Origin of the sequence: Streptomyces sp. NBC_00631 (genome assembly GCF_045206895.1) — a bacterium.
Lineage (GTDB): Bacteria > Actinomycetota > Actinomycetes > Streptomycetales > Streptomycetaceae > Streptomyces.
The window spans coordinates 6,994,297-7,019,598 of record NZ_CP107734.1 but is presented as its reverse complement, the minus strand read 5'-3'; the positions used below and the strand labels follow the sequence as shown (position 1 = coordinate 7,019,598).

Sequence of the window (25,302 nt, the reverse complement as noted above, 5' to 3'; positions counted from 1 at the left end):
GCACTGCTCCAGCGATGCTAGGGGCTCTCGGGTGAACGGCGATCACACAAAGCGCAAACTTCACTTACAAAGTCTTCACACCTATCCCGCCCCAACCGTGACGGCAGGTCACACCAGTCACGGCATGGGGCGGATCTTATGAGGGAGATGTGAAGAACGCGAACTCCCCCGATAAATGGCATGTTTCAAGACAACGCGGAAACGACGGAGCGAAGGAGCTTCAGCCTCCCAGCGCCGCCTTCAGCCGTTCCGGGTCGGTGGTCGGTGCGTCGCAGGTGAAGTGGCGGCACACGTACGCGGCCGCCTCCCCACCGACGAGCGGACGGTCGGCGAGCAACGGGAACTCGTCACTCTCCAGAGTGCCCACGGCCACGACCGCACCGGGCGCCGTGCCCAGGAGCGCGATGCGATGCAAGGCCGCCGTGCGCGGATCCGCCGCGTCCGGTCCGACCACCGCGACCTCGCGCGGACCGTCCAGCAGCGCCTCGGCGACGGCGAGCCCCCAGCCGATGAAACGGGGCACGCGCGGTCCGAGCGTCCCCACGATCCCCAACGCCCTCTCCGCGGCCGTGCGATGAGGCTCGGCGCCGGTGTGGGCCGCATAGCCGAGCAGGGCGCCGGCCGCGGCGGTCCAGCCGGAGGGGGTGGCGTTGTCGGTCGGGTCCTGCGGCCTGCGGATGAGCTGTTCGGCGTCGGCGGCGGTGTCGTAGAGGGCGCCGGACTCCGGGTTCTCCTGGTCGGTGAAGCGGGCCAGGACGTGGTCGAGGAGGAGCCCGGCGAACTCCAGCCAGACACCCTCGCCGGTCACGGACGCGAGCGCCAGGAAGCCCTCGGCGACATTCCCGTAGTCCTCCAGCACACCCGCGTTGGCGCCGGCCCGGCCGGCCCGGCTGGTGCGCGCGAGCCGCGCGTGGTCGTCGAGATGGAGCCGTACGAGGAGATCGGCGGCGCCGACGGCGGCCTCGACCAGGTCGGGGCGGTCGAAGTAGGCGCCGGTCTCGGCGAGCGCGGCGACCGCGAGGCCGTTCCAGGCGGCGACGACCTTGTCGTCACGGCCCGGGGCGGGGCGCCCGGCCCGGGCGGCGAGCAGGCGCCGCTTGACGGAGGCGATCCGCTCGGCGTCGAACACACCTTCCTGCTGCGGAAGTTGCAGAACCGACTGCCCCTCCTCGAAGGTGCCGTCCTCGGTGACGCCGAAGTACTGGGCGGCCAGGTCCGCGTCCTCGCCCAGTACCTCGCGCAGCTGCGCGGGCGTCCACACGTAGTACGCGCCCTCGACGTGCCGTCCGCTCCCGTCGTCGCTGTCGGCGTCGAGCGCGGAGGCGAACCCTCCCTCACCGGTGCGCAGTTCGCGGACCATGAAGTCGGCGGTCTCCAGCGCGACCCGGCGGGCCAGGCCGGAGCCCGTGGCCCGCCACAGGTGCGCGTACACCCGGCAGAGCAGGGCGTTGTCGTAGAGCATCTTCTCGAAGTGCGGGACGGTCCAGTCGCGGTCGACGGAGTAGCGGGCGAAGCCGCCGCCGAGCTGGTCGTAGAGGCCGCCGCGGGCCATCCGCTCGCAGGTGTCCACGGCCATCTGCAGGGCGCCCTCGGCGCCGGTGCGGGCGTGGTGGCGCAGCAGGAACTCGATGACCATGGACGGCGGGAACTTGGGGGCGCCGCCGAACCCGCCGCGCTGCGGGTCGTACTCGCGGGTGAGCCCGAGCAGCGCCTGCGCGAGTTCCTGTTCGCCGGGCGGCCGGCCGCCCTGGTGGCCGAGCTCCCGCTGGGCGAGGTCGCGGACGACCTTCCCGGCGACCTCGGCGACCTCGTCCCGCCGGTCGGCCCACGCGGCCCGGACGCCCTCCAGGACCTGCCGGAAGGAGGGCATGCCGTGGCGGGGGGCGGGCGGGAAGTACGTGCCGAAGTAGAAGGGTTCGGCGTCGGGGGTGAGGAAGACGGTCATGGGCCAGCCGCCCTGCCCGGTGGCGGCCTGTACGGCCTCCATGTAGACGGCGTCCACGTCCGGCCGCTCCTCGCGGTCGACCTTGACGCTGACGAAGTGCTCGTTGAGGAAGTCGGCGGTGGCCCGGTCCTCGAAGGACTCGTGGGCCATGACATGGCACCAGTGGCAGGAGCTGTACCCGACGCTCAGCAGGACGGGCTTGTTCGCGGTCCGCGCCGCCTCGAAGGCTTCGGCCGACCACGGCCACCAGTCGACGGGGTTGTCGGCGTGCTGGAGGAGGTACGGGGACGTCTCATGGGCCAGTCGGTTCACCCTCCCACTCTCCCACGGGGTCGGGAGCCGCGTAGAAGCGCAGATTCACCCGGCGCGCCCCCTCGGGGACGGCGTCGTCGGGGTGGCCGTAGCGATCGAGGAGTTCCTGGTAGGCGCGCACGAAGTCGTGCAGGTCGCCCTTGGTCATCCAGGTGCCGGTGCGCTGCACCTGCGCCCAGCCCTGCGGGCCCCGGTACTCCTCGTGGGCGCGGCGGAAGAGCCTGGTGTCGACCTCGATCTTCAGGAGGGCGAGGTGCTCGGCCGCCGCGTACTCCTCCGTCGTCATCGTGGCCGGGTCGGGTGTGGTGTGACTGAAGGGCAGGTTCCGCCACCAGCGCTCCCGGCCGCCCGACTTCTCCGGGATCTCCTCGATGAGCTTCTGCTCGGCGAGTTTGCGCAGGTGGTAGCTGGTGGTGCCGGAGCTCTCGCCGAGTTCACGGGCGAGCACGGTGGAGTTCGCCTCGCCGTGCCGGCCGAGGTAGTCGAGGATCCGGCGGCGCAGGGGGTTGCCGAGGGACTTGTAGAGAGCGGTGCGCTCCAGGCTGGTCAGCTCGGCGGGTGCGGTGGACGGGTCGGCGGGTACGGCGGACCGGTCCGCGGGAGCGGCGGGCGTGTCCCCGGATGCGGCGGGCGTCCCGGCGTCTGAGGCGGGCGTACCCGCGGGAGCGGCGGGCGTCCCGGCGTCTGAGGCGGGCGTCTCGGTGGGCGCGGCGGGCTCGGGGGCTCCAGCCGTCCGGGGCGTGCCGTCGGTCATGCGGCCACCGTAACCCTGAGAACCCTGAGACATCCCTGACCCTCCCCCGATGTCCGCCGAATTTTCTTTGCAGAATTTTCTCTGCGGTCTAGCGTGAAGGCAATGGCGCGGGAGCCGGGCGATTCACAGGTTCCACAGCCACGGATCCGGAACAAGGCGAGGGGGACCAGGTGTTGAACGGGTTGACGGTGAAGCGGACCCGAAGGACGAAGCGGATGAGGCAGCTGAAGCGGTGGGCACTGATCCTTCTCGGATCGTCCTCCGTGCTGCTCGTGCCGTGGATGGTGGTGCTGGCGCTGACGCTGCCCACCAGCACCGAGGTGCACAACTGGTCGCTGGCCTGGATCGGCCTGGACGTCCTGATGGCGGCGGGCTGCGCGGCGACGGCGGTGCTGGGGCTGCGCGGCGATGCCCGGGCCCGCCTCACGGCGTCCGCGACGGCCTCGGTCGCCGTCCTGGACGCGTGGTTCGACATAACGACGTCGGCGGTGGGCACGGCGTTGCTGGAGGCGCTGGCGAGCGCCGTGGCGGAGGCGGGGCTGGCGGCTGCCTGCGTGTACCTGGCCCTGTCCAAGGGGTGGGGCCGGATGACCGCCCAGCCCGGCCGGGCCGCCCGATAGCCGCGACCACCACGGAACTCTCACGGATCGCCTGATCGTCGCCCCCTCGCCATCGCGACCCTTCACAAGGACACTCGTACACAACGGAGTTGCCGCTGGAGGGGGACGGGACATGCGGGACGCCCATCGGGCGGAAGCCGATCGGCTGCTGGTGCGGGCCGTGGAGGAGGAGGTCCGCCGTTCGGGCGGCCGCGTCGACGGACAGGTGCTGCTGTCCCGCGCGCGCGGCGGGCTGGAGGAGATGGAGCGGACGGCCGCCGAGGAGTACACGGCCTACACCCACGCCCTCGACGAGACGGAGGCGGGCCGCCCGAGCTTCGGCCGCCGCTACGCCAAGGAGGGCTCTGGAACTCCCCTGCTGGTCGCGGCCGTCGCGGCGGTCGCCGCCACCGTCGCCGACCTCTCGCTGGGCACCGGGGTGGCCACGGCGCTCGGCGCGGGCGTGGCCGTCGGGGTGGTCGGGGCGGCTGCCACGGTCGTCAAGGTCGCCGGTTCCCATCTGCCCGCCGCGCATCACCACGCCGGCGCGGCTGGTCAGCCCGGCGGTCCGGAGCAGTTGCGGCTGCAGTGGCTGACCGCGCTTGAGGTGCGGGGCATCCGGCCGTTCCTCGATCAGCAGCGGGTGCTCAGCGCCTCCACGGGACCGAAGAAGCAGGGTCCCGGGCTGCGCGGCGCGGACAAGAGCGCGGCCGCCCGCAGGCGTACGGTGCTGGAGCAGTCGTTCGGTCAACTGCCCACTCGGGACGGCCCGTTCGCCGGACGGCAGCAGGAGCTGGCGCGGATCCGGCAGTGGGCGCAGGCGGCCCGGGCGGCCACCGAGACCCGGCCGACGGTCGTGGTCCTGCACGGGGAGCCCGGTTCCGGCCGCACCGCCCTCGCGGTCCGGGCCACCCACGAGCTGCGGGACCTCTTCCGGGGCGCCGTCGTCGTGGACCTGCGCGGCGCCACCCAGGACGAGCCGCCGCTGCCCACCCGGGACGCCCTGCTGCACCTGCTCAACCGGCTGGGCGCGCCGCGTGAGCAACTGCTGTTCCGTGAGCGCTCCTCCGCCGACCAGCAGGTCAAGCGGCTGAGCGAGCTGTACCACCAGCACCTGACAGGTCTTCCGGTGACGATCGTGCTGGACGACGCCTCGGACCCCGAGCAGGTGCGCACCCTGGTGCCGGAGCGCTCCGACAGCCTGGTCCTGGTCACCTCCCGGGACCAGCTCGACCTGCCCGCCGACCTGCCGGCCTGGGTGCACCAGCTGCCGGTCACCGCGCTGGACGCGGCCGGCGCGGAGGAACTGCTGGACGCGGCGGCCGAGGACGCGTCGGGGCCGTACGACGCGCAGTCCGCGGACCGGATCAGGGAGTTGTGCGGCGGGCTGCCGCTGGCACTGCGGGTGGCGGGTTCCTCGCTGGGCTCGCGGTCACCGCTCCAGCTCGCCACCGACCTGGGCGCCTACGGTCCGGTCGGGCCGGTGGAGCGGGTCCTGTGGCTGCGGTACACCGACCAGCCGGAGACCGGGCGCCGGCTGCTGAGAAGGCTGGCCCTGGCGGGCCGCGCCTCGATGGGCGCTGCGGCCGCGGCCGCCCTGCTGGGCGCGGACGAGGCCGAGGCGACCCGCCATCTGGTCACGCTCGCCCGGGCCGGCCTCATCGACCACGTCCGCGGCAGCCGCTACCGCCTGCACGACCTGGTCCGCTCCTTCGCCCAGGCCCGTCTCCTGGACGAGGAGACCCCGGCCGACCGCACGGCGGCGCAGGAGCGGCTGATCGTGAACTACGCGGAGCTCGCCGATTCAGTGCTGCGCCTGGTCGACGGCAACATGTCGACCCGTTCGGACCGGTTCAGCCCGCACGGCTTCACCTCTCTCGACGAGGCGCTGCGCTGGCTGGACGACGAGTCGAGCTTCATCACGGCGGCCCTGCGGCACGCGGAGGGCGTCGACCAGACGGCCGTGCAGAACCTGCTGGGCGCACTGTGCGACTACTGCCTGCTGCGCGGCGACCTCTACCGGCTCGGTGAGATCAGCGAGCTGGCCCAGGCCGTGGACCAGGGCCTCCTTGTCCGCTCGGTGCAGTGGCGTACCGGTATCGCGGCCCGTCAGCTGGGTGAGCTGGACAAGGCCCGCACCACCCTGACCTCCGTCGTCGACCTCTATCTGGAGGCGCATCACGACGCCGGTGCGGCCCGTGCGCTGTGCTCGCTCGGGATCACCCTGCACCACCAGGGCAACCTCACCGAGGCGGCGGCCAGGCTGCAGGAGGCGCTGGACCTCCAGGCGGCTCCTGGGCTGGCCACCGACCGGGCGTGGACGATGCACGCCCTGGCGGCGGTGCAGCGGGACCGCGCCCGGCTGCCGGAGGCCCTCGACCTGCTCACCCGCTCGCTCGTCCTGCACCGGGAGGGTGGTTCGGTGCACGGTGAGGCCTGGGCGCACTTCCAGCTCGGCCAGCTGGCGCTGCGCATGGGCGACGTACCGCGGGCGGAGCGGGAGCTCGGGGCCGCCCTGGACCGCTACGGCCGTACCCGCGACGCCCGTGGCGAGGCCTGGGCGCTGACGCAGCTGGCCCGGGCCCGGCTGGTGGACGGCGACGCGTCCCCCGCGGTCGACGGACTGCGCGCGGCGGCGGCCCGGCACCGCGAGAACGAGGACGCGCGCGGCGAGGCCTGGACGGTGTACTACCTGGGCCAGGCTCTGGAGGAGGCCGGCACCCTGGACCAGGCCGTCCGTGAGCTGGAGCGCTCGCGGACGATGTTCTCCCGGATGCGGGACGTCTACGGCCTGGCCTGCGCCCGCCACCACTCGGCCCGGGTCACCCGCGACCAGCGGGCGGCCCAGACCGGCTCGCTGCGCAACTCGGGCTTCGCCCGCCAGCTCCTGGTCGACGCCCGCGCCGACTTCCAGCGCATCGGCGTGGTCCACGGCGAGGCCTGGACCTGCCTGGAGCTGGCAGTCGTCGACGCCGGGAACAGCCGGACCCCGCAGGCCCTCGCCCTGTGCGACGAGGCGGTCACGCTGTTCACGTCGTGCGGCGACCGGCGCGGCGAGGACTGGGCCCGCTTCCTGCGCTGCACCATGCTCCCCTACGCCGCGCCCGGCGGCGTGGAGGTGGGCACCGCCGTCGCCCAGGAGGACCTGGCGCAGCTCGCCCGCGGCGCCCACCCACTGCGCGACGAGAAGCTGACCGAGTACGTCACCGCGTACGGCCTGCTCCTGGAGCGCGGGGTGCACCTGGAGTCGGGCTGGCAGGCCTGGCGTCTGGGCATGGTCCCCAGCCGGCACTCCCGTGAGGTGATGGGAGTGCCGGTGCCGGCCCGGGCGTGACGCCGGTCAGCTCTTGGGTTCGGCGGCCGGCGCCTTGGAGTCCGCCCCGGTCTGGGCGGACTCCTTGAAGTCGACCTTCTGCATGTGCTTGTTCATGGACTTCATCAGGCCCCAGACCGCCAGGGCCATCACCGCGAAGACGATGAAGCCGAGGACGCCGGGGGTGACCTTGTTCTCGTCGACCTCCTTGGCGAGGGGGACGAGGTGCGTCAGTGCCAGGCTTGCGCTCATGTCAGGCATTGTCGCGGATGCCCGCAAAGAGGTCGTCCTCGGGGAGGGAGGTATCGACGAGCGACTTCGCGAGCTCGTACTCCTCGGTCGGCCAGACCTCCTTCTGGAGGTCCATCGGCACCTTGAACCAGCCGCCGTCCGGGTCGATCTGCGTGGCGTGCGCGATGAGCGCCTTGTCGCGGATCTCGTAGAAGTCCGCGCACGGAATGTGCGTGGTCAGGGTGCGCTCGGCGCGCTCGAACTCGCTCCACCGCTTCAGCCAGTCCCCGTACGGCGACTCCAGGCCGCGCTCCAGCATGGCGTTGTGCAGCGCCTCGGTGCGCGGGCGGTTGAAGCCCTGGTTGTAGTACAGCTTCCCCGGCTGGAAGACCGGCCCGAACTCGGCCTCGGGGTACTTCTCGGCGTCCGCCGCGCCCTCGAACGCCACCATCGAGATCTTGTGGGTCATGATGTGGTCGGGGTGCGGGTAGCCGCCGTTCTCGTCGTAGGTGGTGATCACCTGCGGGCGGAACGCGCGGATCCTGCGCACCAGCTCACCGGCCGCCTTGTCGACGTCCTCCAGGGCGAAGCAGCCCTCGGGCAGCGGCGGCAGCGGGTCGCCCTCGGGCAGGCCGGAGTCGACGAAGCCGAGCCACTCCTGCTTGACGCCGAGGATCTCGCGGGCCTCGTCCATCTCCTTCTTGCGCACCTCGTGGATGTGCTCCTCGATGTACTTGTCGCCCTGCAGCTTGGGATTGAGGATGGAGCCGCGCTCCCCGCCGGTGCAGGTCACGACCAGCACGTCCACCCCCTCGGACACGTACTTCGCCATGGTGGCCGCGCCCTTGCTCGACTCGTCGTCGGGGTGGGCGTGGACGGCCATCAGTCGCAGCTGGTCAGTCAAGACTCAATCCTTGGTAAGTCGGCGCCCCGGTAGCTCGGGGGCAATCGGCGGCTTCTATAGTGACCGAATCGGAGGGCGAATAATTCCAGGGTCCGGAGGACGATCATGAGTACCGCGAGCACGCGGCTGCCCGAGGGCCGTTACGGCAGCTCCTCGGACGAGCGCGCCGACCGCAGACTCAAGGTCGCAGGCGCGGTGCTGGGCGCGCTGCTGCTCGTCCTGGTGGGCTACTGGGCCTACCACTACGTGGTGCAGAACAAGATCAGCGCCCAGGTCGTCACCTTCGACGCCTCGGACAGCGCGGTCAAGGTGCATCTGGAGGTCCACAAGGACGCCGGCGCCTCCGGCTACTGCACGCTGCGTTCCCAGGCGGCGGACGGCTCAGAGGTGGGCCGGGCGGACTTCCACTTCACCGGTTCCGCGACCGAGATCGACCGGGTGGTCACGCTGCGCACGACGGCCCGGGGCACCACGGCGGAGCTGCTCGGCTGCCACGCCGACTGACATCAGCCGGAATACGTAGGCACTGACCTGCGTTGACGTGATTCTGATGGCTTATGTCCTCCCCCTTCTGCCGTTGAATTGTTAGGCTCGTGGTTTCGCCCTTCCATGAAGGAACATGCTTCTGGGTAGGGCGATGCTTTGTATTCCCAGTACCGACGAGGAGCACCTGTGACCCAGACCAGCGAGAACGTCACCTGGCTGACCCAGGAGGCGTACAACCAGCTCAGGGCCGAGCTGGAGTACCTGTCTGGTCCTGCGCGCACGGAGATCGCCGCCAAGATCGCGGCCGCGCGCGAGGAGGGCGACCTGCGCGAGAACGGCGGGTACCACGCGGCCAAGGAGGAGCAGGGCAAGCAGGAGCTCCGTGTGCGCCAGCTGACCCAGCTGCTGGAGAACGCCAAGGTCGGCGAGGCCCCGGCGTCCGCGGACGGCGCCGTCGCGCCCGGCATGGTGGTGACCATCGCCTTCGACGGCGACGAGGACGACACCATGACCTTCCTGCTGGCCTCGCGCGAGTACGCCAGCGCCGACGTCGAGACCTACTCCCCGCAGTCCCCCCTGGGCACCGGCGTGATCGGCCACAAGGTGGGCGAGGACGCGGAGTACGAGCTGCCGAACGGCAAGAAGGCCTCGGTGAGGATCCTGAAGGCGGAGCCCTACTCGGGCTGACGCGAACAGACACCTGCCCCCGGCGTCCCGCGGACGCCGGGGGCCTTTGTCGTCCCGGGCGTCAGGCGGTGGCGGAGCGGTACTTGCGGACCGCCAGCGTCCGGAATATCGCGATGATCAGGACCGAGTAGATCAGCGAAGCCCATACCGGGTGCTGCATCGGCCAGGCGTTTGACAGGGACTGGCCGGGGTTGCCGAAGAGGACCCGGCAGGCCTGCACGGTGGCACTGAACGGGTTCCACTCGGCGATGTGCCGCAGCCACGGGGTCATGTGGCTGGTGTCCACGAACGCGTTCGAGATGAAGGTGACCGGGAACAGCCAGATCAGTCCGCTGGAGGTGGCCGCCTCGGGGGTGCGGACGGACATCCCGATCAGGGCGCCGATCCAGGTGAACGCGTAACCGAGCAGGAGCAGCAGGCCGAAGGCGGCGAGGACCTTGCCGGCGTTGGTGTCACCGTCGGTGCCCACCCGCCAGCCGACGATCAGGGCGACCACGGCGAGGACCACCAGGGTCAGGGCAGTCTGCACCAGGTCGGCGAGGGTCCGCCCGGTCAGCACCGCGCCCCGCGCCATGGGCAGCGAGCGGAAGCGGTCGATGAGGCCCTTGTGCATGTCGTCGGCGATGCCGGCTCCGGAGCTGGCCGTCGCGAAGGTGACGGTCTGCGCGAAGATGCCGGCCATCAGGAAGTTCTTGTAGTCGGTGGCGCTGGTGCTGCCGCCGATCTGCATGGAACCGCCAAAGACGTAGGTGAACAGCACCACGAACATGATGGGCTGAATAAGCCCATAGATAATCATCTCGGGAATCCGGGACATCCGGATCAGGTTTCTCTTCGCCACCACCATCGAGTCGCGGAACGACTGGGTCACGGCGTTGCCGGGGGCGGCCGGCACCCGTGCGGTGTCGCTGACGGCACTCACTTCGCGGCCTCCTTGCGGCTGTCCTTGCGGGTGTTCTTCTTGTTCCCCTGCTCGCCGCCGCCCTCGGGCTTCTCCTCGGCCATGTGTCCGGTCAGGGACAGGAAGACGTCGTCGAGGGTGGGGCGGCGCAGGGCGATGTCGTCGATCTCGATGCCCCGGGAGTCCAGCTCGCGGATGACCTCGGCGAGCAGCTTGGCGCCGCCGGTGACGGGCACCGTCAGCTTGCGGGTGTGCTCCTCGACGGTGGTGTCGCCCTTGCCGAAGCCGTGCAGCACCTCCGAGGCGGTCCCGATGTGCTCCCGCTCGTGCACCACGACCTCGACGCGCTCGCCGCCGGTGCGGGCCTTGAGTTCGTCGGAGGTGCCCTTGGCGATCACCTTGCCGTGGTCGACGACCGCGATGTCGTGGGCGAGGTGGTCGGCCTCCTCCAGGTACTGGGTGGTGAGCAGCAGGGTCGTACCGCCCAGGACCAGCTGCTGGATGACCTCCCACAGCTGCTGGCGGTTGCGGGGGTCGAGGCCGGTGGTCGGCTCGTCCATGAACATCACCGGCGGGGAGACGACGAGGGCGGCGGCCAGGTCGAGGCGGCGGCGCATGCCGCCGGAGTAGGTCTTGGTGGGGCGGTCGGCGGCGTCGGTGAGATTGAACTGCTCCAGCAGCTCGACCGCGCGGGCCTTCGCCTGCCGGGCCCGCATCTGGTAGAGCTGGCCGACCATCTGCAGGTTCTCGCGGCCGGTGAGGTACTCGTCGACCGCCGCGAACTGTCCGGACAGGCCGATGGAGCGGCGTACGGCGTCCGGCTGCTTGAGCACGTCCACACCTGCGACGACCGCCTTGCCGCTGTCGGGGCGCAGCAGGGTCGTCAGACAGCGGACGGCCGTCGTCTTGCCCGCGCCGTTCGGCCCGAGCAGGCCCAGGACCGTGCCTTCGGGGACGTCCAGGTCGACGCCGTCCAAAGCCCTTACGTCACCGAAGGTCTTGACCAGACCCTCGGCATAGATGGCGCCTGGCATATGGGTCTCCACGTCGTCGGGGATGCTGCGGAAAAGGCTAGGTATGCGGCGCTCGGTCCGCCTATGGTTTTCGCCGGTGCGACGGCGGGCGGGGGCAACGGCGGCCACGCGACACACCATAACGCGATGTATCGCGTTCGTCGACAGATTTCCCCGAACGAGTGAATGAATGGGCACTGACCTGGGGTTTTCCGGCCGAGAACGGCAGCCGCGCTCAGTCGATGACCGTGTAACCGGCCTCGCGCAGGGAGTGGCCGACCTCGGTGCAGTGGGCGGGGCCCTTGGTCTCCAGGTGGAGTTCGACCTCCGCCTCCGCGAGCCCGAGCCTGGGGTCGGTGCGGACGTGGCTCACGTCGAGCACGTTGGCGTCGACCGCCGACAGCACCCCCAGCAGGGTGGCGAGGGCGCCCGGCCGGTCGGTCAGCCGCAGCCGTACGGCCAGGTAGCGGCCCTGCGCGGCCATGCCGTGCCGCAGCACCCGCTGCATCAGCACCGGGTCGACGTTCCCGCCGGACAGCACGGCGACCACCGGTCCGGCGAAGGCACCCGGCTCGCCCAGCAGCGCCGCGACCGGACTGGCCCCGGCCGGTTCCACGACCATCTTGGCCCGCTCCAGGCACAGCAGCAGCGCGGCGGACAGCTGGTCCTCGCTGACCGTGCGGACCTCGTCGACCAGTTCCTCCACGATCGCGAACGGCACGTCACCGGGCCGTCCGACCCTGATGCCGTCGGCCATCGTCGCCGGGTTCGCCACCGTGACCGGGTGCCCGGCCGCCAGCGAGGGCGGATACGCGGCCGCACCCGCCGCCTGGACGCCGACGATCCGCACGTCCGGCCGGACCGCCTTCACCGCGACCGCGATCCCGGCCGCGAGCCCGCCGCCGCCGACCCCGACGACGATCGTGCCGACCTCGGGGCACTGGTCCAGGATCTCCAGCCCGACCGTGCCCTGACCGGCGATGATGTCCGGATGGTCGAAGGGGTGGATGAACACCGCGCCCGTCCGGGCCGCGTACTCCTCGGCGGCGGCCAGCGTCTCGTCGACCACCTGACCGTGCAGCCGCACCTCCGCGCCGTACTCCCGGGTGGCGCTGATCTTGGGCAGCGGGGCGCCGTTGGGCATGAACACCGTGGAGTGCACCCCGAGCAGCGACGAAGCCAGCGCCACGCCCTGCGCGTGGTTGCCGGCGCTCGCCGCCACGACCCCGGCGGCGCGCTCCTCCGGCAGCAGCCCCGCGATCCGGACGTAGGCGCCGCGCAGCTTGAACGAACCGGTCCGCTGGAGGTTCTCGCACTTGAGGTGCACCGGCGAGCCGACCAGCTGGGACAGATGCCTGCTGCCCTCCATCGCGGTCGCCCGCGCCACGCCCGTGAGCATCTTCTGGGCGCCGCGTACGTCGTCGAGGGTGACATGGCGCAAGGAGTCAGCCGTGCTGTAGCTCATGACTCAAGTCTCGCAGTTCACAGGCCGAGGGCGCGGGTGTGACCAACCTCCGAGACCGCTTTGCGCAGCGCCGGTACGGCCCGCCCCCTGTCCGCGTACTCTGTCCCCCACCACAGCACTCTTCATGAAGTGAGCCCCCCGCCATGCCCACAACACCTGAAATGTCGATGGACATGACGACCGTCGGTGACAGCGGTCTTCTCGACACGCTGCAGCACGAGGTGGCGGTGTTCGCCCGCCGTGCCGAACAGACCCGGCTCGGCGGCGTCGGCCAGGTGCGCAACTCCATGGACCGCGCCGCGTACCTGCTGCTCAACCGCCTCGACAAGGAAGGCCCCATGGGGGTCAAGGCGCTCGCCGCGAGCATGGGGATCGACTCGTCCACGGTCACCCGGCAGGTGGCTCCGCTGGTCGACACCGGGCTCGTCAAGCGCACCTCGCACCCAGAGGACGGCCGGGCCGTGGTGCTCCAGCTGTCCCCGCGCGGGCTGTCGCGGCTGGAGGAAGTGCGGTCGTCGCGGCGTCAGTTGATGGCGGAGCTGACGCAGGACTGGGAGCCGGAGGAGCGCGAGACGTTCTGCGCGCTGCTCACCCGCTTCAACAGCGCGCTGTCCGCGCGCATGGCCGTAGCGCCGGGCACGGACACCTCGCCGGCCACCTGAAGATCCGGACGAGGACTCCCCCAGGCTCCCGGACATCCGGATGCGGATTCCCCGCGGCTTCCTCGGCATCCGGCACGCGCGTGTGCCGCGTGGCTCTTGACCGTGGGCCCGCCCCTGGCCTCATATGAGACCGGGCCCCGCCGTACCCGTGTACGGGGCCCCGCAGTCGGGGAGGCACGGTGCACGATCGGCAGGCGCTGCGGGACGCTCGCCGGGCCCGGGAGTTCGAGGCGTTCGTCGCGGGCGCGGCAGGACGGCTGCTGCATGCCGCCACCCTGCTGACCGCCGAGGCGCCGGACGCCAATCCCCGTGCGCGACGCCTGCTGGCCCTCGCGCTCGCGCACACGTACGCGTACTGGGACGGGCTGCGCGGCGAGGACCCGTACGACCGGGCCCGTCAGTACCTCGCCCTGCGCTTCGCGAACTCCGCCTGGCACCAGTACGGCGGCCCGCTCAGCCGGACGCGTCCGCACCCCGCCAGCGCCCTCGCGGTGCTCACGCCCCGGGAGCGTCTGATCCTGGTGCTGCGGCTGTACGAGGGGGTCGCCGAGGAGCAGACGGCGGCACTGCTCGGCATGCCCACGGAGCGCGTGCACGCCCTGTGCGACCGGGCGACGGCGACCCTGCTGCATCCGCCGCGGAAGACGGCGGCCCCGGTGCTGGGAGCGAAGGTGGCCCCGTCGTGAACCGTGTCGAACGCGAGGCCGCGGCCCGGCGGATCATGGAACGGACGCCGCCCCCGGTCCCGCCCGACCTCTACGGCGAGGTCCTGCGCCGGGGCGGCCGGATGCTGCGGCGCAGACAGCGGGCCCGCCGCCTGCTGTGGCTGCTGCTGTGCGCGGCGGCCGTGGCGTTCACGGTCTGGGCGGCGACGGTGCATCCATGGGTGGAGCCGCCGTCCACGACGACTCCGCCCATCGTCGGCTGGTGAAACGCTCAGCCGAGGGCCTGCTGGAGGTCTTCCAGCAGGTCGTCGACGTTCTCGATGCCCACGGACAGCCGCACCAGGTCGGCGGGCACCTCCAGGGCGGAACCGGCCGCCGAGGCGTGCGTCATCCGCCCCGGGTGCTCGATCAGGGACTCGACGCCGCCCAGGGACTCGCCGAGCGTGAACACCTTGGCGCGGTTGCAGACCTCGACGGCCGCCTCCTCGCCGCCCGTGACCTGGAAGGACACCATGCCGCCGAACGCCTTCATCTGCTTGGCGGCGGTCTCGTGCCCCGGGTGCTCGGGCAGGCCCGGGTAGAGGACCCGCGTCACGCGCGCGTGCCGGCTCAGCATGTCGGCGATCCTGGTGGCGTTCTCGCTGTGCCGGTCCATGCGCACCGCGAGCGTCTTGGTGCCGCGCAGCACCAGCCAGGAGTCGAAGGGACCCGCGACCGCGCCCATCGCGTTCTGGTGGTAGGCCAGTTCCTCGCCGAGCGTCTGGTCCGACACGATCAGCGCGCCGCCGACCACGTCCGAGTGACCGCCCATGTACTTCGTCAGCGAGTGCACGACGACGTCCGCGCCGAGCGAGAGCGGCTGCTGGAGGTAGGGCGTGGCGAAGGTGTTGTCGACGACGAGCCGGGCGCCCGCGTCGTGGGCGACCTGGGCGACGGCGGCGATGTCGGTGATGCCGAGCAGCGGGTTGGAGGGGGTCTCCACCCAGACCGCCTTGGTCCGCGGGGTGATCGCGGCCCGCACGGCGGACGGGTCGCTGGTGTCCGCGACGGACCACTCCACGCCCCACCGGGAGACGACCTTCGCGAACAGCCGGAACGTGCCGCCGTAGGCGTCGTTCGGGATGACCACGTGGTCGCCGGGGCTGAGCAGGGTGCGCAGCAGGGTGTCCTCGGCCGCCAGCCCGGACGCGAACGCGAGGCCGCGCCGGCCGCCCTCCAGGGCGGCGAGGTTCTCCTCCAGGGCGGTCCTGGTCGGGTTGGCGCTGCGGCTGTACTCGTAGCCGCCGCGCAGGCCGCCGACGCCGTCCTGCTTGTAGGTCGAGACCTGGTAGATCGGCGGTACGACCGCACCGGTGAGGGGGTCCGCCGTGTTGCCCGCGTGGATGGCGAGCGTCTCGAAGTGCTGACTGATGTGCCTGTCGCTCATGGTTGACGAGCCTAGTGCTCCGACGGCCCCGGCGCGTTGTCCACAGCTCGGGGCGGCGGTTGTCCACAGGTCGGGGCACCGGTTGGCCAATTGTCGGCGCCGTCTGGTTCGCTTGACGCATGGCGATTCTCTGGGCCCTGATGGCGGCGCTCCTGCTGAGCTTCGCGCTGCTCCCCGTCCTGCGGCGGCGGCGCGGCATGATCGAGCAGGTCCACCCGAGCCACCCGGACGCCGCCGACCCGGCGGACTACGGTTTCGTGCGCGAGGAGGACCTGGACATCCGCATGCCCGGCCCCGACCAGGACCTGCTGGACGTCCTGGACGTCGTGCAGCACACCCAGGACTACCGCGCGGCCTCGCAGCTGCTCGCGGGCACGGAGATCACGGGCGAGCTGCGCTGGCAGCGCGTGCAGGCCTTCGCCGGCGCGGCGGCGCTGGAGCTTCAGCAGCGGCCGGGCGGGGTGAGCGAGACACCGGGCGGCCAGTGGCTGCGGGTCTGGCGGGCCGAGCAGCCCAAGGACGCCGGTGGCGCGGCCGTGCACGCGGAGTTCCTGGTCCAGCAGGCGTGGCGGACGTCGACGCCGGGCACCGACGACTTCCGGATCATCATGGAGGAGGCCAGGGACGCCTGCGGGCAGGCGGCGCTCCTCTCCCCCGGGGACCCGGTGCCGTACATCATCGAGCTGTCGGTGGCACGCGGGCTGAACTACCCGCAGCCGGAGTTCGAGCAGCTCTGGCTGAAGATCCTGGACCGCGCCCCCGCGCACATGGGGGCACACCTGGCGGCGCTGCACTACTGGTGCGAGAAGTGGCACGGCTCGCGCGAGCTGGCGTACTCCTTCGCCGAGGCCGCCGCCGCCCGCGCCCCGCGGGGCTCGCTGCTGGCCGCGATGCCGTTGTTCGCGGTCTTCGAGCACCTGCCCGAGGTGAACCTGGTGGCGAGTTTCTACCAGAGCGAGGTCGTCACCAAGGCCGTCCACGGCGCCCTGCACGCGGTGCACTCGGCCCGCGAGGACGACCCGATGCTCGCGCACGTCCGGCATCTGCTGGTCTTCTTCCTGGTGCGCTCGGAGCGCTGGGCGGAGGCCATGGCCGAGCTGATACGCGTCGACGGGCATGTGGGGGCCCTGCCCTGGACGCTGTCCGCGAACCCGGCCGCCGAGTTCGCCCTCTACCGCGCGCTGGCGGTGGCGGGGTACGAGGCGAACGGGGGCAGTCCGGCGACGCTGCACAGCTGAGGGGCCGACGAAAAGACGTCGCGTGTCGGCTGCGGGGCCGGTGGGGGCCGGTCGCGCAGTTCCCCGCGCCCCTTTGGGGCGCGGAACACCGAGGACGCTCCATCGGCTCCGCATCCCCCACGTTCCCGTTCGTACTCCGTGTCGTTGTCGGTTCCCCGTTTCCCGGGGTCCTGTGGGGGGATCTGCCCGATGGGCGCAACTCTGCGGGCGCTGCGCGCCCTTGTCCTGCTCTGTGGTTTCTATCTGCTGAGCCTCGTCCTGCTGGCCGTGGCGGCCGTCGTCGACGTGATGGCGGTGCAGTGGGCACCGGACGCCTTCGCCGGGAAGATCGTGATCGTCTCCCTGCTGCTGGCGGTCCCGGTCGTCAGGGGCATGTTCATGTTGCGGACACCCCAGGGCGAGGGTCCTCCCGGCCTCCCGGTCACAGCGGCCGACGAGCCCCGGCTGTGGGCGCTGGTGCGGGAGCTCGCGGCGGCCACGGGCACCCGTGCGCCGGACACCATCGTGCTCACCGGTGACGTCAACGCGGCGGTCAGCGAGGAACCCCGGCTGCTCGGCCTGCTCCCCGGCCCGCGCCGCCTCTACCTGGGCGTGCCACTGCTGACGGGACTGACCGAGGGCCGGCTGAAGGCCGTACTCGCCCATGAGTACGGCCATTTCACCGGCGGTGACACCCGGCTGTCGGCGGTCGCCGTGCGGGGCCGGGTGCAGATCGGGCGGACCGTGGAGCACTTCCACGCGCGGGCCGACAGCACGGCGGCGGCCGAGCGCGCCCGGCAGGAGAAGGCCGCCGCCAAGCGGACCGCGAAGGGCAAGCGGGCCAAGGGGATCGACACCGCCGGCGCCGGGATCACGTACCGGCTGATGGCGGTCGTCTACACGGCGTACGCGAAGCTCTACATGCGGGCCACGCTGTCGACGGCCCGCGCGCAGGAGTACGCCGCCGACCTGACCGCCGCGCGGATCGCCGGCCGGGACGCGACCGCCTCGGCGCTCCGCGAGATCCCGGTGCTCTCCGCTGCCCACGGCTTCTACCTCGACTCGTACGCAATGCTGGGCCTCGCGGCCCGGCAACTGCCGCCGCGCGGGCAGTTCTTCGGCGGCTTCGGCCGGCTGCTGACGGCACGCGGGACGGAGCTGGCGGGGCTGCGGGAGGAACTGCCGACGGAGCCCGGATCGCCGTACGACTCGCATCCGCCGATCGCCGACCGGGTGCGGCGGATCGAGGCACTGCCCGCCGACGGGCGCGGCGCGCAGGACGCCGGCCCGGCCCTCGCGCTGCTCGCCGACCCGGCCCGGACCCTGGCCGCGCTGGAGGACGCGGTGCTGACCGACGAGGTACGGCAGTTCGAACGGGCCGGAGGGTGGGAGCAGTTGCTGAGCTCGTCGATGGCCGTGGGGCTGGCCTCGCTCGACACCCCGCTGCACCGGGCACTCGCCCTCCACACCGAGGACCGGCCGACGCTGCCCGCGCTGCTCAGAGTGATCGACGACGGCCAGCTGTGGCAGCTGGCGCAACGACTGCCCCTGTCCGAGCAGGCGGCGACGACGGCGACGACGCAGGATCCGGCGTTCCGGGAGTCCGTACGGCCGGTGCTGCGGGACTCCCTGCAGAGCATGGTGCTGGCCGAGTTCAGCGTACGGTCCCTGCTGAACTGGGAGTTCTCCTGGTCGCGGCCGGCGGCGGTACGGCTGCCCGGTTCCGCTTCCGACCTCGACGGCGAGACGGGCACGGAGGCCGCGCTGCACGCCGCGGTCTCCGCCGCGCTGGCCGACCGCCCCGACACCGGCCCACTACGAGCACTGCTGCCACCGACCCCACAGCCGACCTGACCCGACCACCGACGCACCCGGAATTCCACGGCTTCTCCCCCACGTTGTCCGGGATACCGCGACACAGCAGCGGCCCCCGCTGCACCCCGCGCCGCCCCATCCCGTCACGGCCCGACAGGGAGACCCATGTTCTTCGGCCGCACCCCTCAACTGCCCACCCCCGAGCAGGCCCTCAAGGGCCGTCCCGCGCCGGTGTTCGAGGTACCCGACCGCCACACCGTCCTGGGCACCCCCCTCCTCGGCCCCTACCCCGAGGGCCTTGAGGTCGCCGACTTCGGCCTCGGCTGCTTCTGGGGCGCCGAACGGAAGTTCTGGCAGCTCCCGGCGGGCGTGTGGACGACGCTCGTCGGCTACCAGGGCGGCCACACCGAGAACCCCACCTACGAGGAGGTCTGCTCGGGCCTGACCGGCCACACCGAGGTCGTACGCGTGGTCCACGACCCGAGGCTGATCTCGTACGACCGCCTGCTGAAGACCTTCTGGGAGTCCCACAACCCCACGCAGGGCTTCCGCCAGGGCAACGATGTCGGTACCCAGTACCGCTCGGCGATCTACCCCCACACCCCCGGCCAGACGACAGCGGCCGAGGCGAGCCGCACCACCTACCAGAAGGCCCTGACCGCCTCCGGCCACGGCACCATCACCACAGAGATCCTCCCCGCCACCAACCGCCCCTTCTACCCCGCCGAGGCCTACCACCAGCAGTACCTCGACAGGAACCCGGCGGGCTACTGCGGTCTGGGCGGGACGGGGGTTCGTGTTCGGTGATCGTCGCGCTGGTGAGTTCAGCTTCAGGGAACACCTGGAGCTGATCAGGACAGGGCCCGGCATGTACGGCCTGGCCGGCTCCTACGGCAACTGCGTGACCAGCTACGCACTTGTGGCCTCGTCGGCTCCGCCTTCCGATGCACCGACGGAGACCGCCAGGTAGCGGAACTCGCGGAACTCTCCACCTGCTCCGCTCGGCTCGGAGTACGTCTCCCACTTGAGGGGGTACGTGCCTCGCAGAGTGCAAGTGTTCGGCTCATAAGTCCCCTCGGCCCAGAGCAGCGTCCCGGCGAGTCCTCGTCCGTGGTGAATCCGGAAGTCATGATCCCGAGTGCGTCGACGGCCTGGGCCCGGCGGAGTCCACAGTGACGCCTCGTTGGACAGCATGAGGGCAAGACCGTTCTGATCGGGTCGACGGCAGAATCGCTCCAGCCTCGCTATGTCACGAACGAAGTGCAGACGGGCAAGGTCGGTGGCGCCATGCGCTTTCAGAGCGTAGTCCTCGACCGGAGTGCCGGCCTTGCCGGTCCAGCCTCGGGTGAAGTACTTGAATTCGATCGCAGTGCGGCCCTCAGGCCCGAGGCACAGGAGGTCCAGATACTCGGTCTTACCGGGCCCTCGCTGCGGCACCTCAAGCCGCGAGTGCACGTCCGGCGCCAGCTCCCAGAGGACCCGGGCAAAACTGTGCTGAAGGTCGGCTTCGGAGTGGAAGACCGGCCTGTGCCGGGACAACTCCGCCATGACGTCGTCGAGTGAGACCCGTCCGGCAATGATTCTCATGGGATCCGTCGTCGCCATAGTCACGGTGCCATTGAAATGGCCGTTCGCCTCAGCTCTCAAGCCCTGCCGACGTCATGCACGGCACCGGCCGCTTTCGAAAATGAATGGCTGGCGGGGATCCAGGAGCCCCACTCTGTACGTCATGGACGAACCGCAACACAGGATCCGCGCACTGCACACGGCATCCACGATCACCGTCTATCAGGCGTACGCCCCGGAAATCGGCCTGCCCGCCGTTCACGAGGGCCGTTTTCCCGCCGTGTGGAAGCGCGACAGGATGACACGGGTCTTCAAGCCGCGTTCACAGACCCTTCCGCGGCAGTGGTGGCACGCAAGGGATCGCTCGCTGGGTTGTGGGGAGGCTCTGCGCAGTCAGTCGAACGCCACGACCAAGCGGACTCCGTCGTCACCGAATCGGCCGGCCAGAGCCTTCATCACAGCGAAGACGTGCGGCCACTGAGTCTCCGAACCCAAGACAGCGCCCGCGGTCAGTGGTTCGTAGACACAGACCAGATCGTCGGTGGACCACTCAACACGTTCTGAAGGGTTGCGACCCTCCAGAGGCGGCAGGCCCACCAGGGACACGAACTCCGACGGCCACTGATGGGATACCGGTTGGCGGTGCAGTATCGACGGCAGCGACTTCTTGTACCAGGTCACGCGGCCGACGAAATGCTCAGGCCCGGTCGCGGGATCGAGGGAAGCAAGCTCGTCCCAGCTGACCCAGCTCGCAGCGTCCATCTCACCCCGCTCGATCCAGGAGCCCAACTGCAAGCGCATACCGCTCGACAGATCAGCGGGAAGACCACGACCGGGTGCAAGCGGCGGGAAGCCCGCGTAGTTGCGTACTCCGAAGAGAAGACCGAAGGCCGTGTAGTCGGTCTCGTCATACAGCGGCCACAGATCCATGGCAGCCACCCATGGCTCGCCGTCGTAGTCGTCGGTGCCGGCATAGGTATGACGAAACTCGATCCCGCCGTATATGTCCGTGCCCATGACGGCGCACCCTAACGGCCTTGGCCTGCACGACGCACATCACCATAGAAGATCAGCGACAGAGCGAGTCCGCGTCCCGCTTGATGCGCAGCCTGCCGCAGCCCCGGCCCTCATGTCGATACCAGTCAAAGGTCTGCGGACGAGGCTTGACATGGGTCATCAACCACTTTCACGGACTCCAGGGGCTTGTACCTGCTCCCTGGCTTGTATCAACTCTGTTGGGTGAAACCGCCGGAGTGTGGATCATGGCTGCGTGACGAAGTGGACGAAGAACGCGCCTCCGGTCGAACAGCCAGGTCGTGAGCCGGAGCTTTCCGCGTACCAGCAGGCGATGCGGGAGAGGATCCTCGCGGCTCCCGTAGTGCCGGCCCCCGAGCCCTGGCGGCGCATCGCGTACACCTCGGTCGGCGGCCTTCTCGGGATCGGCTTCGCCTCGCACCCCGACACCGGCGAGGACTTGGTGGAGGTCGTCTCGCACGACGGGCTCGGTCTTTTCGACGCCGTCACGGGGGAGAAGATCGCGCGGGACCGTGACCCGGACACCGAGGACGGCAACCGCGACGCGGATCCCGCTCTGCGGTGTCCTGGATTGGGACCGGTCGCGGGAAGCAGGGTACGCATCGCCGGGCTTTTCGGAGGAGGACTGCACACCACCAGCGGAGACGGTTGGAAGCTGGAGGTCGTTGCCCCGACCTGGCCGAACGAGCGTGTCCTGCTCTCTCGCGACGGCGGTCTGCCGCACTCCGGACCGCACGGGGAGCGCTGGTGGCACATCTTCCACTCCCACTACTCCGAACTCCGCGCCGCTGGATTCTCGCCCTCCGGGCAGACCCTTGCCGTAGCGACGAGCAGCGACCTGTCCCTGTGGACTCGCGGCACCGGACACACCCGCAGTGCCGGCGGCTGATGATCAGCTGGGAACTGGGAGCCGAGGTCGTCGGCAACAGGGGGCGCGGCCCCGCTTGCTCTGCGAGCGCGTCAGTTCCCTTCGCCTCTTGCTATCCCCCGGTGAAGTAATCGTACGGTGCCACCGAGACTGTTTCCGAGACCGCGCGTTCGTCATCCTCGTCGGCTTCAGGGTCGAGGTCACCTGCCCACAATGAGTGCATGGACCACACGGAGAAACCGACGTGAAAGTCGTGGCCGATGTCCGAGGGCGTACTCGTGTGCCCCAGGGCATGGAGATCCGCGACGACGTCATCCAGGAAGCGATGGGTCAATTGAACCCCGCCATAGTGCACTTCGGTATCGCCGCCTTCACCGCTGTAGCGGATCTCAACGAGTTCGACCGTCTCGTCCGCCGCATATGTGATCACCAGCGTGGGTGAGGTGGTGTAGACGGCCCGCCGGCCGCCGGGACCGTGATACGGCGGACCGATGCGCGCTTCGACCCGCGAGCGTTGATCGCCGATCTTGACGAGGTCGATGCCGAGCCCCGGGGTGATCTCCATGCCGGCCATCCTGTCAGGGAAGGCGAGCCGTCGATGATCCATCGGTTGGGGCAGGTAGATCAGCCCCTCGGCTGCTTGCCCTGCAAGGGTCTGTGAACACGGCTTGACGTGGTTCATCAAGCCGCGTTGACAGACTCCTGTGCGTCGCAGACCGCAGCCGCAGACAGGTGCGCCACGATCCATCCGCGCTCGCGGACAGGCCAGCCGCTGTGCAGACCCTTCAGATCGAGCACGGATCGAGTCAACCTTCGTGGCTGTGACTTGGACAGTCAGGCACATGGGCATGTTTCCCTGCTGAGCAACGGGGGTGGGGGAACGATGGCACACAAAAAGTCGCTGACGTCACAGTTGGTCCAGGCCTACCGGGATGCGCAAAAGGCCAAGGAAGCCGAAGCCAAGCGCCAACAGCAGCTAGCGGAGCGGGCGGCACGCGCGGCCGAGCAAGCGCGGAAACGACGGGAGCGGGAACGCGCGCGTCAGGAGCGAGAGCAGGCTCAGGAGTGGACCCAAGCGCAGAAGGCCGCAGAGCGTGAGCGCTTGGCGCAAGCGCGAGCCGCTGAGCAAGTTGAGCGTGGCTTGGCTAAGCGAGAAGCAGAGCGAGCCCGGCAGGCTGAGGCGAAGAAGAAGGAGGCACAGCGGCAAGCAGCTGGCCAGGAACGCCTTGCCAAGCTGCAGGCCGTCCAGGAGATGCGGGCCGAGGCCGAGCAGCGAACGGCAGACCTAAAACAGAGGGTCGTGGAGCTGAACTCCGTTCTGTCGTTCCCGCACGCACCGTCGCTCGCGCTGCGGAAACAGGTAGAAGCCGCTTTGCTTCAGAGTGACCCCGAGGCACTCACCGACGCGGTAGAGGCCGCGTTGATCGAGGCTGCGTACCCTGCGGGCCTGCGCGACTCGTGGCGATGCGCGTTCGTCCCAGAGACACGAGAACTGCTCTTGGAGGTGGATCTCCCGGGACAGTCGGTCGTGCCCACCGCTGCTTCGTACCGGTACAAGGCATCAACTCCACCAGCAGTGGCTGTCCTGCCACGCAAAGAGGCCGAGATCAAGCAGATGTATCGGTTGCTGATCGCCCGCCTGGCCCTACGCGCCATCAATGAAGTGTTCACGCTGACCCCAGCAGCCTTGGTCGACATGGTCGCTTTCAACGGTCATGTAAACGCGAAGAATCGCGCCACCGGCAAAGCAATCCGCCCTTGCCTCATCAGCGTGCGGGCGACCAGGGAGACCGTGAACGACCTGGTTCTGGATGAGCCTGAGCTCGACCCGGTCGAATGCTTGCGGCACCTCAACGCTGTCGTCTCTCAGCATCCCTACGATCTCGAACCCGTCCGGCCCGTCGTCACCTTCGACCTGACGAAGTACAAGTGGGGGCCGGACATAGACGTCGTCTCCGGACTCGACCACCGCCCCGACCTCATGGAACTCGACCCGATCGCATTTGAGCACCTCGTCCGACGGCTGTTCGAGGCCATCGGCCTCAAGGCTTGGGTGACTCAGGCCTCCCGCGACGACGGCATTGACGCCGTCGCCACCAACGAGGACCCCATCGTGGGCGGGCTGTGCATCATCCAGGCGAAGCGCACCCGCAATGCCGTACCAGCCGATACGGTGCGCGCTCTGGCCGGCGTCATGCACGACAAAGCCGCAGCGAAGGGGATCATCGTCACCACCGCGTGGTTCGGGAAAGCCAGCAAAGATTTCGCCTACCGCACCGGCCGCATGGAACTCATCGATGGCCGCGGGCTCAAAGCTCTCCTCCTGGAGCACCTAGGGATCGATGCCCTCATCAGCCTGCCCAAGACCCCACCCGGATGGGAGACCCGTGACCAACGCTGATCGCTGAATCGGAGTGCTCTGGGCTGCTGCCCGATTGAAGACCCCAACGGTCTGTGAGCGAGGCTTGACATGGGTCATCAAGCCGCGTTCACAGCCTTCAGAGGCATACGTCTGAGCCTGGTCCAGCTGGACAATGATCAGGTTGGCGGTGCTGGGGTAGCTGGGAGGCAGAGTTGAGTGTCACGGGCGTATGGGTGGTCGGCGCGGTGCCCGACGAGAAGATACGTGGTTTGCTGAGCACTGCGGGTCAGGAATCGTCGTTGACACCAGGGACGGTGCCCGGCGATGTGCCCGGGGGGCTGGCTTGGTGGCGGGGCAAGGCGCAGGAATCCCTGTTCAGCGCGTCGACGACCGCGCCCCGCAGTTGGAGAGCTGACGATGACGCCTATCGGCTGAGCGCCTTCATCGACTCCTGCTACGACGACTCCGAGCACGCGGAGTCCCTGCGCGACGCCATCATGGACCAGTTTCCGCCCGATGCCGAGGAGGGCCTGTTCGCGGCCGTGGCCCGCAAGGCCAGCCCCTTTTCAGCCTTGGCCTACGCCCTCGGTCCCGATGCGGTAATGCGGCTGCCGGGCCGGTTCGGCGACTTCCTTCTCGACCCCGAGCAAGTGCGCACCCAGCTACCTGCGGCTGAGGAAACCCTTGCCCTGACTGGGGTCAGGAGGCGCGACGTGGTCGAGCGAATCCACGCGTGGATGACCGGCTTGGGCGACGATCCCGACCACGACGCGGACGAGTTGCTTGACGGCCCCCTGCGCGTACTTCACCACGCCATCAGCACAGGCCAAGGAGCGGCCGGCCACGTCCGCTGGTACTGACGGAGCGAGCAGCCCAGAGCGGGCGGGCGTCCGAACGCACTCCTGCGCACAGGTCCGCGCCACCTGGCTGAAGAAGTTTGTGAGCTCAGTGGTTCTGGATTTGTCTGAGTTGATGGTTTACCGGGCTCTGCGGGACGTGTCTGCCTCGGTCAACGGGGAGCAGCGGGCCCGGTGGGAATGCTGCAGGTAATATCCGCGAACGCTCAGGCCTGTTCG

General features: G+C 70.1%; 25 protein-coding genes. 14 read left to right on the top strand and 11 right to left on the bottom strand.

Going from position 1 to position 25,302, the window contains the following annotated elements; translation table 11 throughout:
• Positions 1–220 precede the first annotated feature (220 nt).
• Positions 221–2,257 (bottom strand): thioredoxin domain-containing protein, encoded by a 2,037-nt coding sequence (locus OHB00_RS32415; protein ID WP_406439995.1) that lies wholly within the window; start codon positions 2,255–2,257, stop codon positions 221–223.
• Entirely contained in the window at positions 2,238–3,011 is a 774-nt protein-coding gene (locus OHB00_RS32410; protein ID WP_406439994.1) for a helix-turn-helix domain-containing protein, read from the bottom strand. Before OHB00_RS32410 ends, OHB00_RS32415 begins: the two co-directional genes overlap by 20 nt.
• A 215-nt stretch (positions 3,012–3,226) precedes the next feature.
• Between OHB00_RS32410 and OHB00_RS32405 the strand changes: the two genes are divergently transcribed.
• A complete protein-coding gene (locus tag OHB00_RS32405) occupies positions 3,227–3,631 on the top strand; it encodes a hypothetical protein (RefSeq protein ID WP_406439993.1) in 405 nt (134 codons plus the stop codon).
• A gap of 112 nt (positions 3,632–3,743) precedes the next feature.
• The gene (locus tag OHB00_RS32400; protein ID WP_406439991.1) at positions 3,744–6,944 is read left to right on the top strand and encodes a tetratricopeptide repeat protein; all 3,201 of its coding nucleotides are present in this window, start codon (positions 3,744–3,746) and stop codon (positions 6,942–6,944) included.
• 6 nt (positions 6,945–6,950) lie between these two features.
• Here OHB00_RS32400 and OHB00_RS32395 read toward each other — a convergent pair whose 3' ends face one another.
• Together OHB00_RS32395 and mca are read right to left on the bottom strand one after the other, a co-directional pair.
• Positions 6,951–7,184 carry a hypothetical protein gene (locus OHB00_RS32395; RefSeq protein ID WP_406439989.1) on the bottom strand — a complete coding sequence of 78 codons (234 nt, stop codon included), beginning with the start codon at positions 7,182–7,184 and terminating at the stop codon, positions 6,951–6,953.
• Positions 7,177–8,058 (bottom strand): mycothiol conjugate amidase Mca, encoded by an 882-nt coding sequence (mca, locus tag OHB00_RS32390; protein ID WP_406439988.1) that lies wholly within the window; start codon positions 8,056–8,058, stop codon positions 7,177–7,179. The genes OHB00_RS32395 and mca overlap by 8 nt, the downstream gene beginning before the upstream one ends.
• A 105-nt stretch (positions 8,059–8,163) precedes the next feature.
• Between mca and OHB00_RS32385 the strand changes: the two genes are divergently transcribed.
• Together OHB00_RS32385 and greA are read left to right on the top strand one after the other, a co-directional pair.
• The gene (locus tag OHB00_RS32385; RefSeq protein ID WP_406439986.1) at positions 8,164–8,562 is read left to right on the top strand and encodes a DUF4307 domain-containing protein; all 399 of its coding nucleotides are present in this window, start codon (positions 8,164–8,166) and stop codon (positions 8,560–8,562) included.
• Positions 8,563–8,730: 168 nt separating this feature from the next.
• Positions 8,731–9,231 carry a transcription elongation factor GreA gene (greA, locus tag OHB00_RS32380; protein ID WP_406439984.1) on the top strand — a complete coding sequence of 167 codons (501 nt, stop codon included), beginning with the start codon at positions 8,731–8,733 and terminating at the stop codon, positions 9,229–9,231.
• Between the two features lie 61 nt (positions 9,232–9,292).
• Here the strand turns inward: greA and OHB00_RS32375 are convergent, their stop codons facing one another.
• The 3 genes from OHB00_RS32375 to ilvA all read right to left on the bottom strand — a co-directional run bounded on the left by OHB00_RS32375 (position 9,293) and on the right by ilvA (position 12,610).
• Complete coding sequence (locus OHB00_RS32375; RefSeq protein WP_406439982.1) at positions 9,293–10,153, bottom strand: ABC transporter permease; 861 nt, start codon at positions 10,151–10,153, stop codon at positions 9,293–9,295.
• Positions 10,150–11,166: an ATP-binding cassette domain-containing protein gene (locus OHB00_RS32370; protein WP_406439981.1), complete on the bottom strand. Its 1,017-nt coding sequence runs from the start codon at positions 11,164–11,166 to the stop codon at positions 10,150–10,152. The genes OHB00_RS32375 and OHB00_RS32370 overlap by 4 nt, the downstream gene beginning before the upstream one ends.
• A gap of 214 nt (positions 11,167–11,380) precedes the next feature.
• Positions 11,381–12,610, bottom strand: coding sequence for a threonine ammonia-lyase (gene ilvA / locus OHB00_RS32365; protein WP_406439979.1), 1,230 nt, complete (start codon positions 12,608–12,610; stop codon positions 11,381–11,383).
• A 161-nt stretch (positions 12,611–12,771) separates the two neighbouring features.
• Between ilvA and OHB00_RS32360 the strand changes: the two genes are divergently transcribed.
• The 3 genes from OHB00_RS32360 to OHB00_RS32350 all read left to right on the top strand — a co-directional run bounded on the left by OHB00_RS32360 (position 12,772) and on the right by OHB00_RS32350 (position 14,203).
• Positions 12,772–13,272 carry a MarR family winged helix-turn-helix transcriptional regulator gene (locus OHB00_RS32360; protein ID WP_406439977.1) on the top strand — a complete coding sequence of 167 codons (501 nt, stop codon included), beginning with the start codon at positions 12,772–12,774 and terminating at the stop codon, positions 13,270–13,272.
• A gap of 179 nt (positions 13,273–13,451) precedes the next feature.
• Positions 13,452–13,958, top strand: coding sequence for a sigma factor-like helix-turn-helix DNA-binding protein (locus tag OHB00_RS32355; RefSeq protein WP_406439975.1), 507 nt, complete (start codon positions 13,452–13,454; stop codon positions 13,956–13,958).
• A complete protein-coding gene (locus OHB00_RS32350) occupies positions 13,955–14,203 on the top strand; it encodes a hypothetical protein (protein WP_406439973.1) in 249 nt (82 codons plus the stop codon). Before OHB00_RS32355 ends, OHB00_RS32350 begins: the two co-directional genes overlap by 4 nt.
• A gap of 5 nt (positions 14,204–14,208) precedes the next feature.
• Here OHB00_RS32350 and OHB00_RS32345 read toward each other — a convergent pair whose 3' ends face one another.
• On the bottom strand, positions 14,209–15,363 hold the full coding sequence (locus OHB00_RS32345; protein WP_406439971.1) for a cystathionine gamma-synthase: 1,155 nt from the start codon (positions 15,361–15,363) through the stop codon (positions 14,209–14,211).
• A gap of 119 nt (positions 15,364–15,482) precedes the next feature.
• On the opposite strand from OHB00_RS32345, the gene OHB00_RS32340 reads away from it, so the two are divergent.
• The 3 genes from OHB00_RS32340 (at position 15,483) to msrA (ending at position 19,202) form a co-directional block, all read left to right on the top strand.
• Positions 15,483–16,601 carry a hypothetical protein gene (locus OHB00_RS32340; protein WP_406439970.1) on the top strand — a complete coding sequence of 373 codons (1,119 nt, stop codon included), beginning with the start codon at positions 15,483–15,485 and terminating at the stop codon, positions 16,599–16,601.
• A 189-nt stretch (positions 16,602–16,790) separates the two neighbouring features.
• Complete coding sequence (locus tag OHB00_RS32335; RefSeq protein ID WP_406439968.1) at positions 16,791–18,434, top strand: M48 family metalloprotease; 1,644 nt, start codon at positions 16,791–16,793, stop codon at positions 18,432–18,434.
• A 126-nt stretch (positions 18,435–18,560) separates the two neighbouring features.
• Positions 18,561–19,202 carry a peptide-methionine (S)-S-oxide reductase MsrA gene (msrA, locus tag OHB00_RS32330; RefSeq protein ID WP_406439967.1) on the top strand — a complete coding sequence of 214 codons (642 nt, stop codon included), beginning with the start codon at positions 18,561–18,563 and terminating at the stop codon, positions 19,200–19,202.
• A gap of 102 nt (positions 19,203–19,304) precedes the next feature.
• Here the strand turns inward: msrA and OHB00_RS32325 are convergent, their stop codons facing one another.
• Entirely contained in the window at positions 19,305–20,000 is a 696-nt protein-coding gene (locus OHB00_RS32325; RefSeq protein WP_406439965.1) for a hypothetical protein, read from the bottom strand.
• Between OHB00_RS32325 and OHB00_RS32320 the strand changes: the two genes are divergently transcribed.
• Positions 19,942–20,442: a DUF4291 family protein gene (locus OHB00_RS32320; protein ID WP_406439963.1), complete on the top strand. Its 501-nt coding sequence runs from the start codon at positions 19,942–19,944 to the stop codon at positions 20,440–20,442. The two genes, OHB00_RS32325 and OHB00_RS32320, sit on opposite strands and share 59 nt — an antisense overlap.
• Here the strand turns inward: OHB00_RS32320 and OHB00_RS32315 are convergent.
• On the bottom strand, positions 20,355–20,978 hold the full coding sequence (locus OHB00_RS32315; RefSeq protein WP_406439962.1) for a hypothetical protein: 624 nt from the start codon (positions 20,976–20,978) through the stop codon (positions 20,355–20,357). The genes OHB00_RS32320 and OHB00_RS32315 overlap by 88 nt on opposite strands.
• A 253-nt stretch (positions 20,979–21,231) precedes the next feature.
• Here OHB00_RS32315 and OHB00_RS32310 point away from each other — a divergent pair, with 253 nt between their 5' ends.
• The gene (locus OHB00_RS32310; protein WP_406439960.1) at positions 21,232–21,885 is read left to right on the top strand and encodes a hypothetical protein; all 654 of its coding nucleotides are present in this window, start codon (positions 21,232–21,234) and stop codon (positions 21,883–21,885) included.
• A gap of 91 nt (positions 21,886–21,976) precedes the next feature.
• On the opposite strand, the gene OHB00_RS32305 is transcribed toward OHB00_RS32310, so the two are convergent.
• Complete coding sequence (locus OHB00_RS32305; RefSeq protein WP_406439959.1) at positions 21,977–22,546, bottom strand: hypothetical protein; 570 nt, start codon at positions 22,544–22,546, stop codon at positions 21,977–21,979.
• Positions 22,547–22,747: 201 nt separating this feature from the next.
• Between OHB00_RS32305 and OHB00_RS32300 the strand changes: the two genes are divergently transcribed.
• A complete protein-coding gene (locus tag OHB00_RS32300) occupies positions 22,748–24,265 on the top strand; it encodes a restriction endonuclease (RefSeq protein ID WP_406439957.1) in 1,518 nt (505 codons plus the stop codon).
• A gap of 173 nt (positions 24,266–24,438) precedes the next feature.
• Positions 24,439–25,086, top strand: coding sequence for a hypothetical protein (locus OHB00_RS32295; RefSeq protein WP_406439955.1), 648 nt, complete (start codon positions 24,439–24,441; stop codon positions 25,084–25,086).
• The last annotated feature ends 216 nt before the right edge of the window (positions 25,087–25,302 follow it).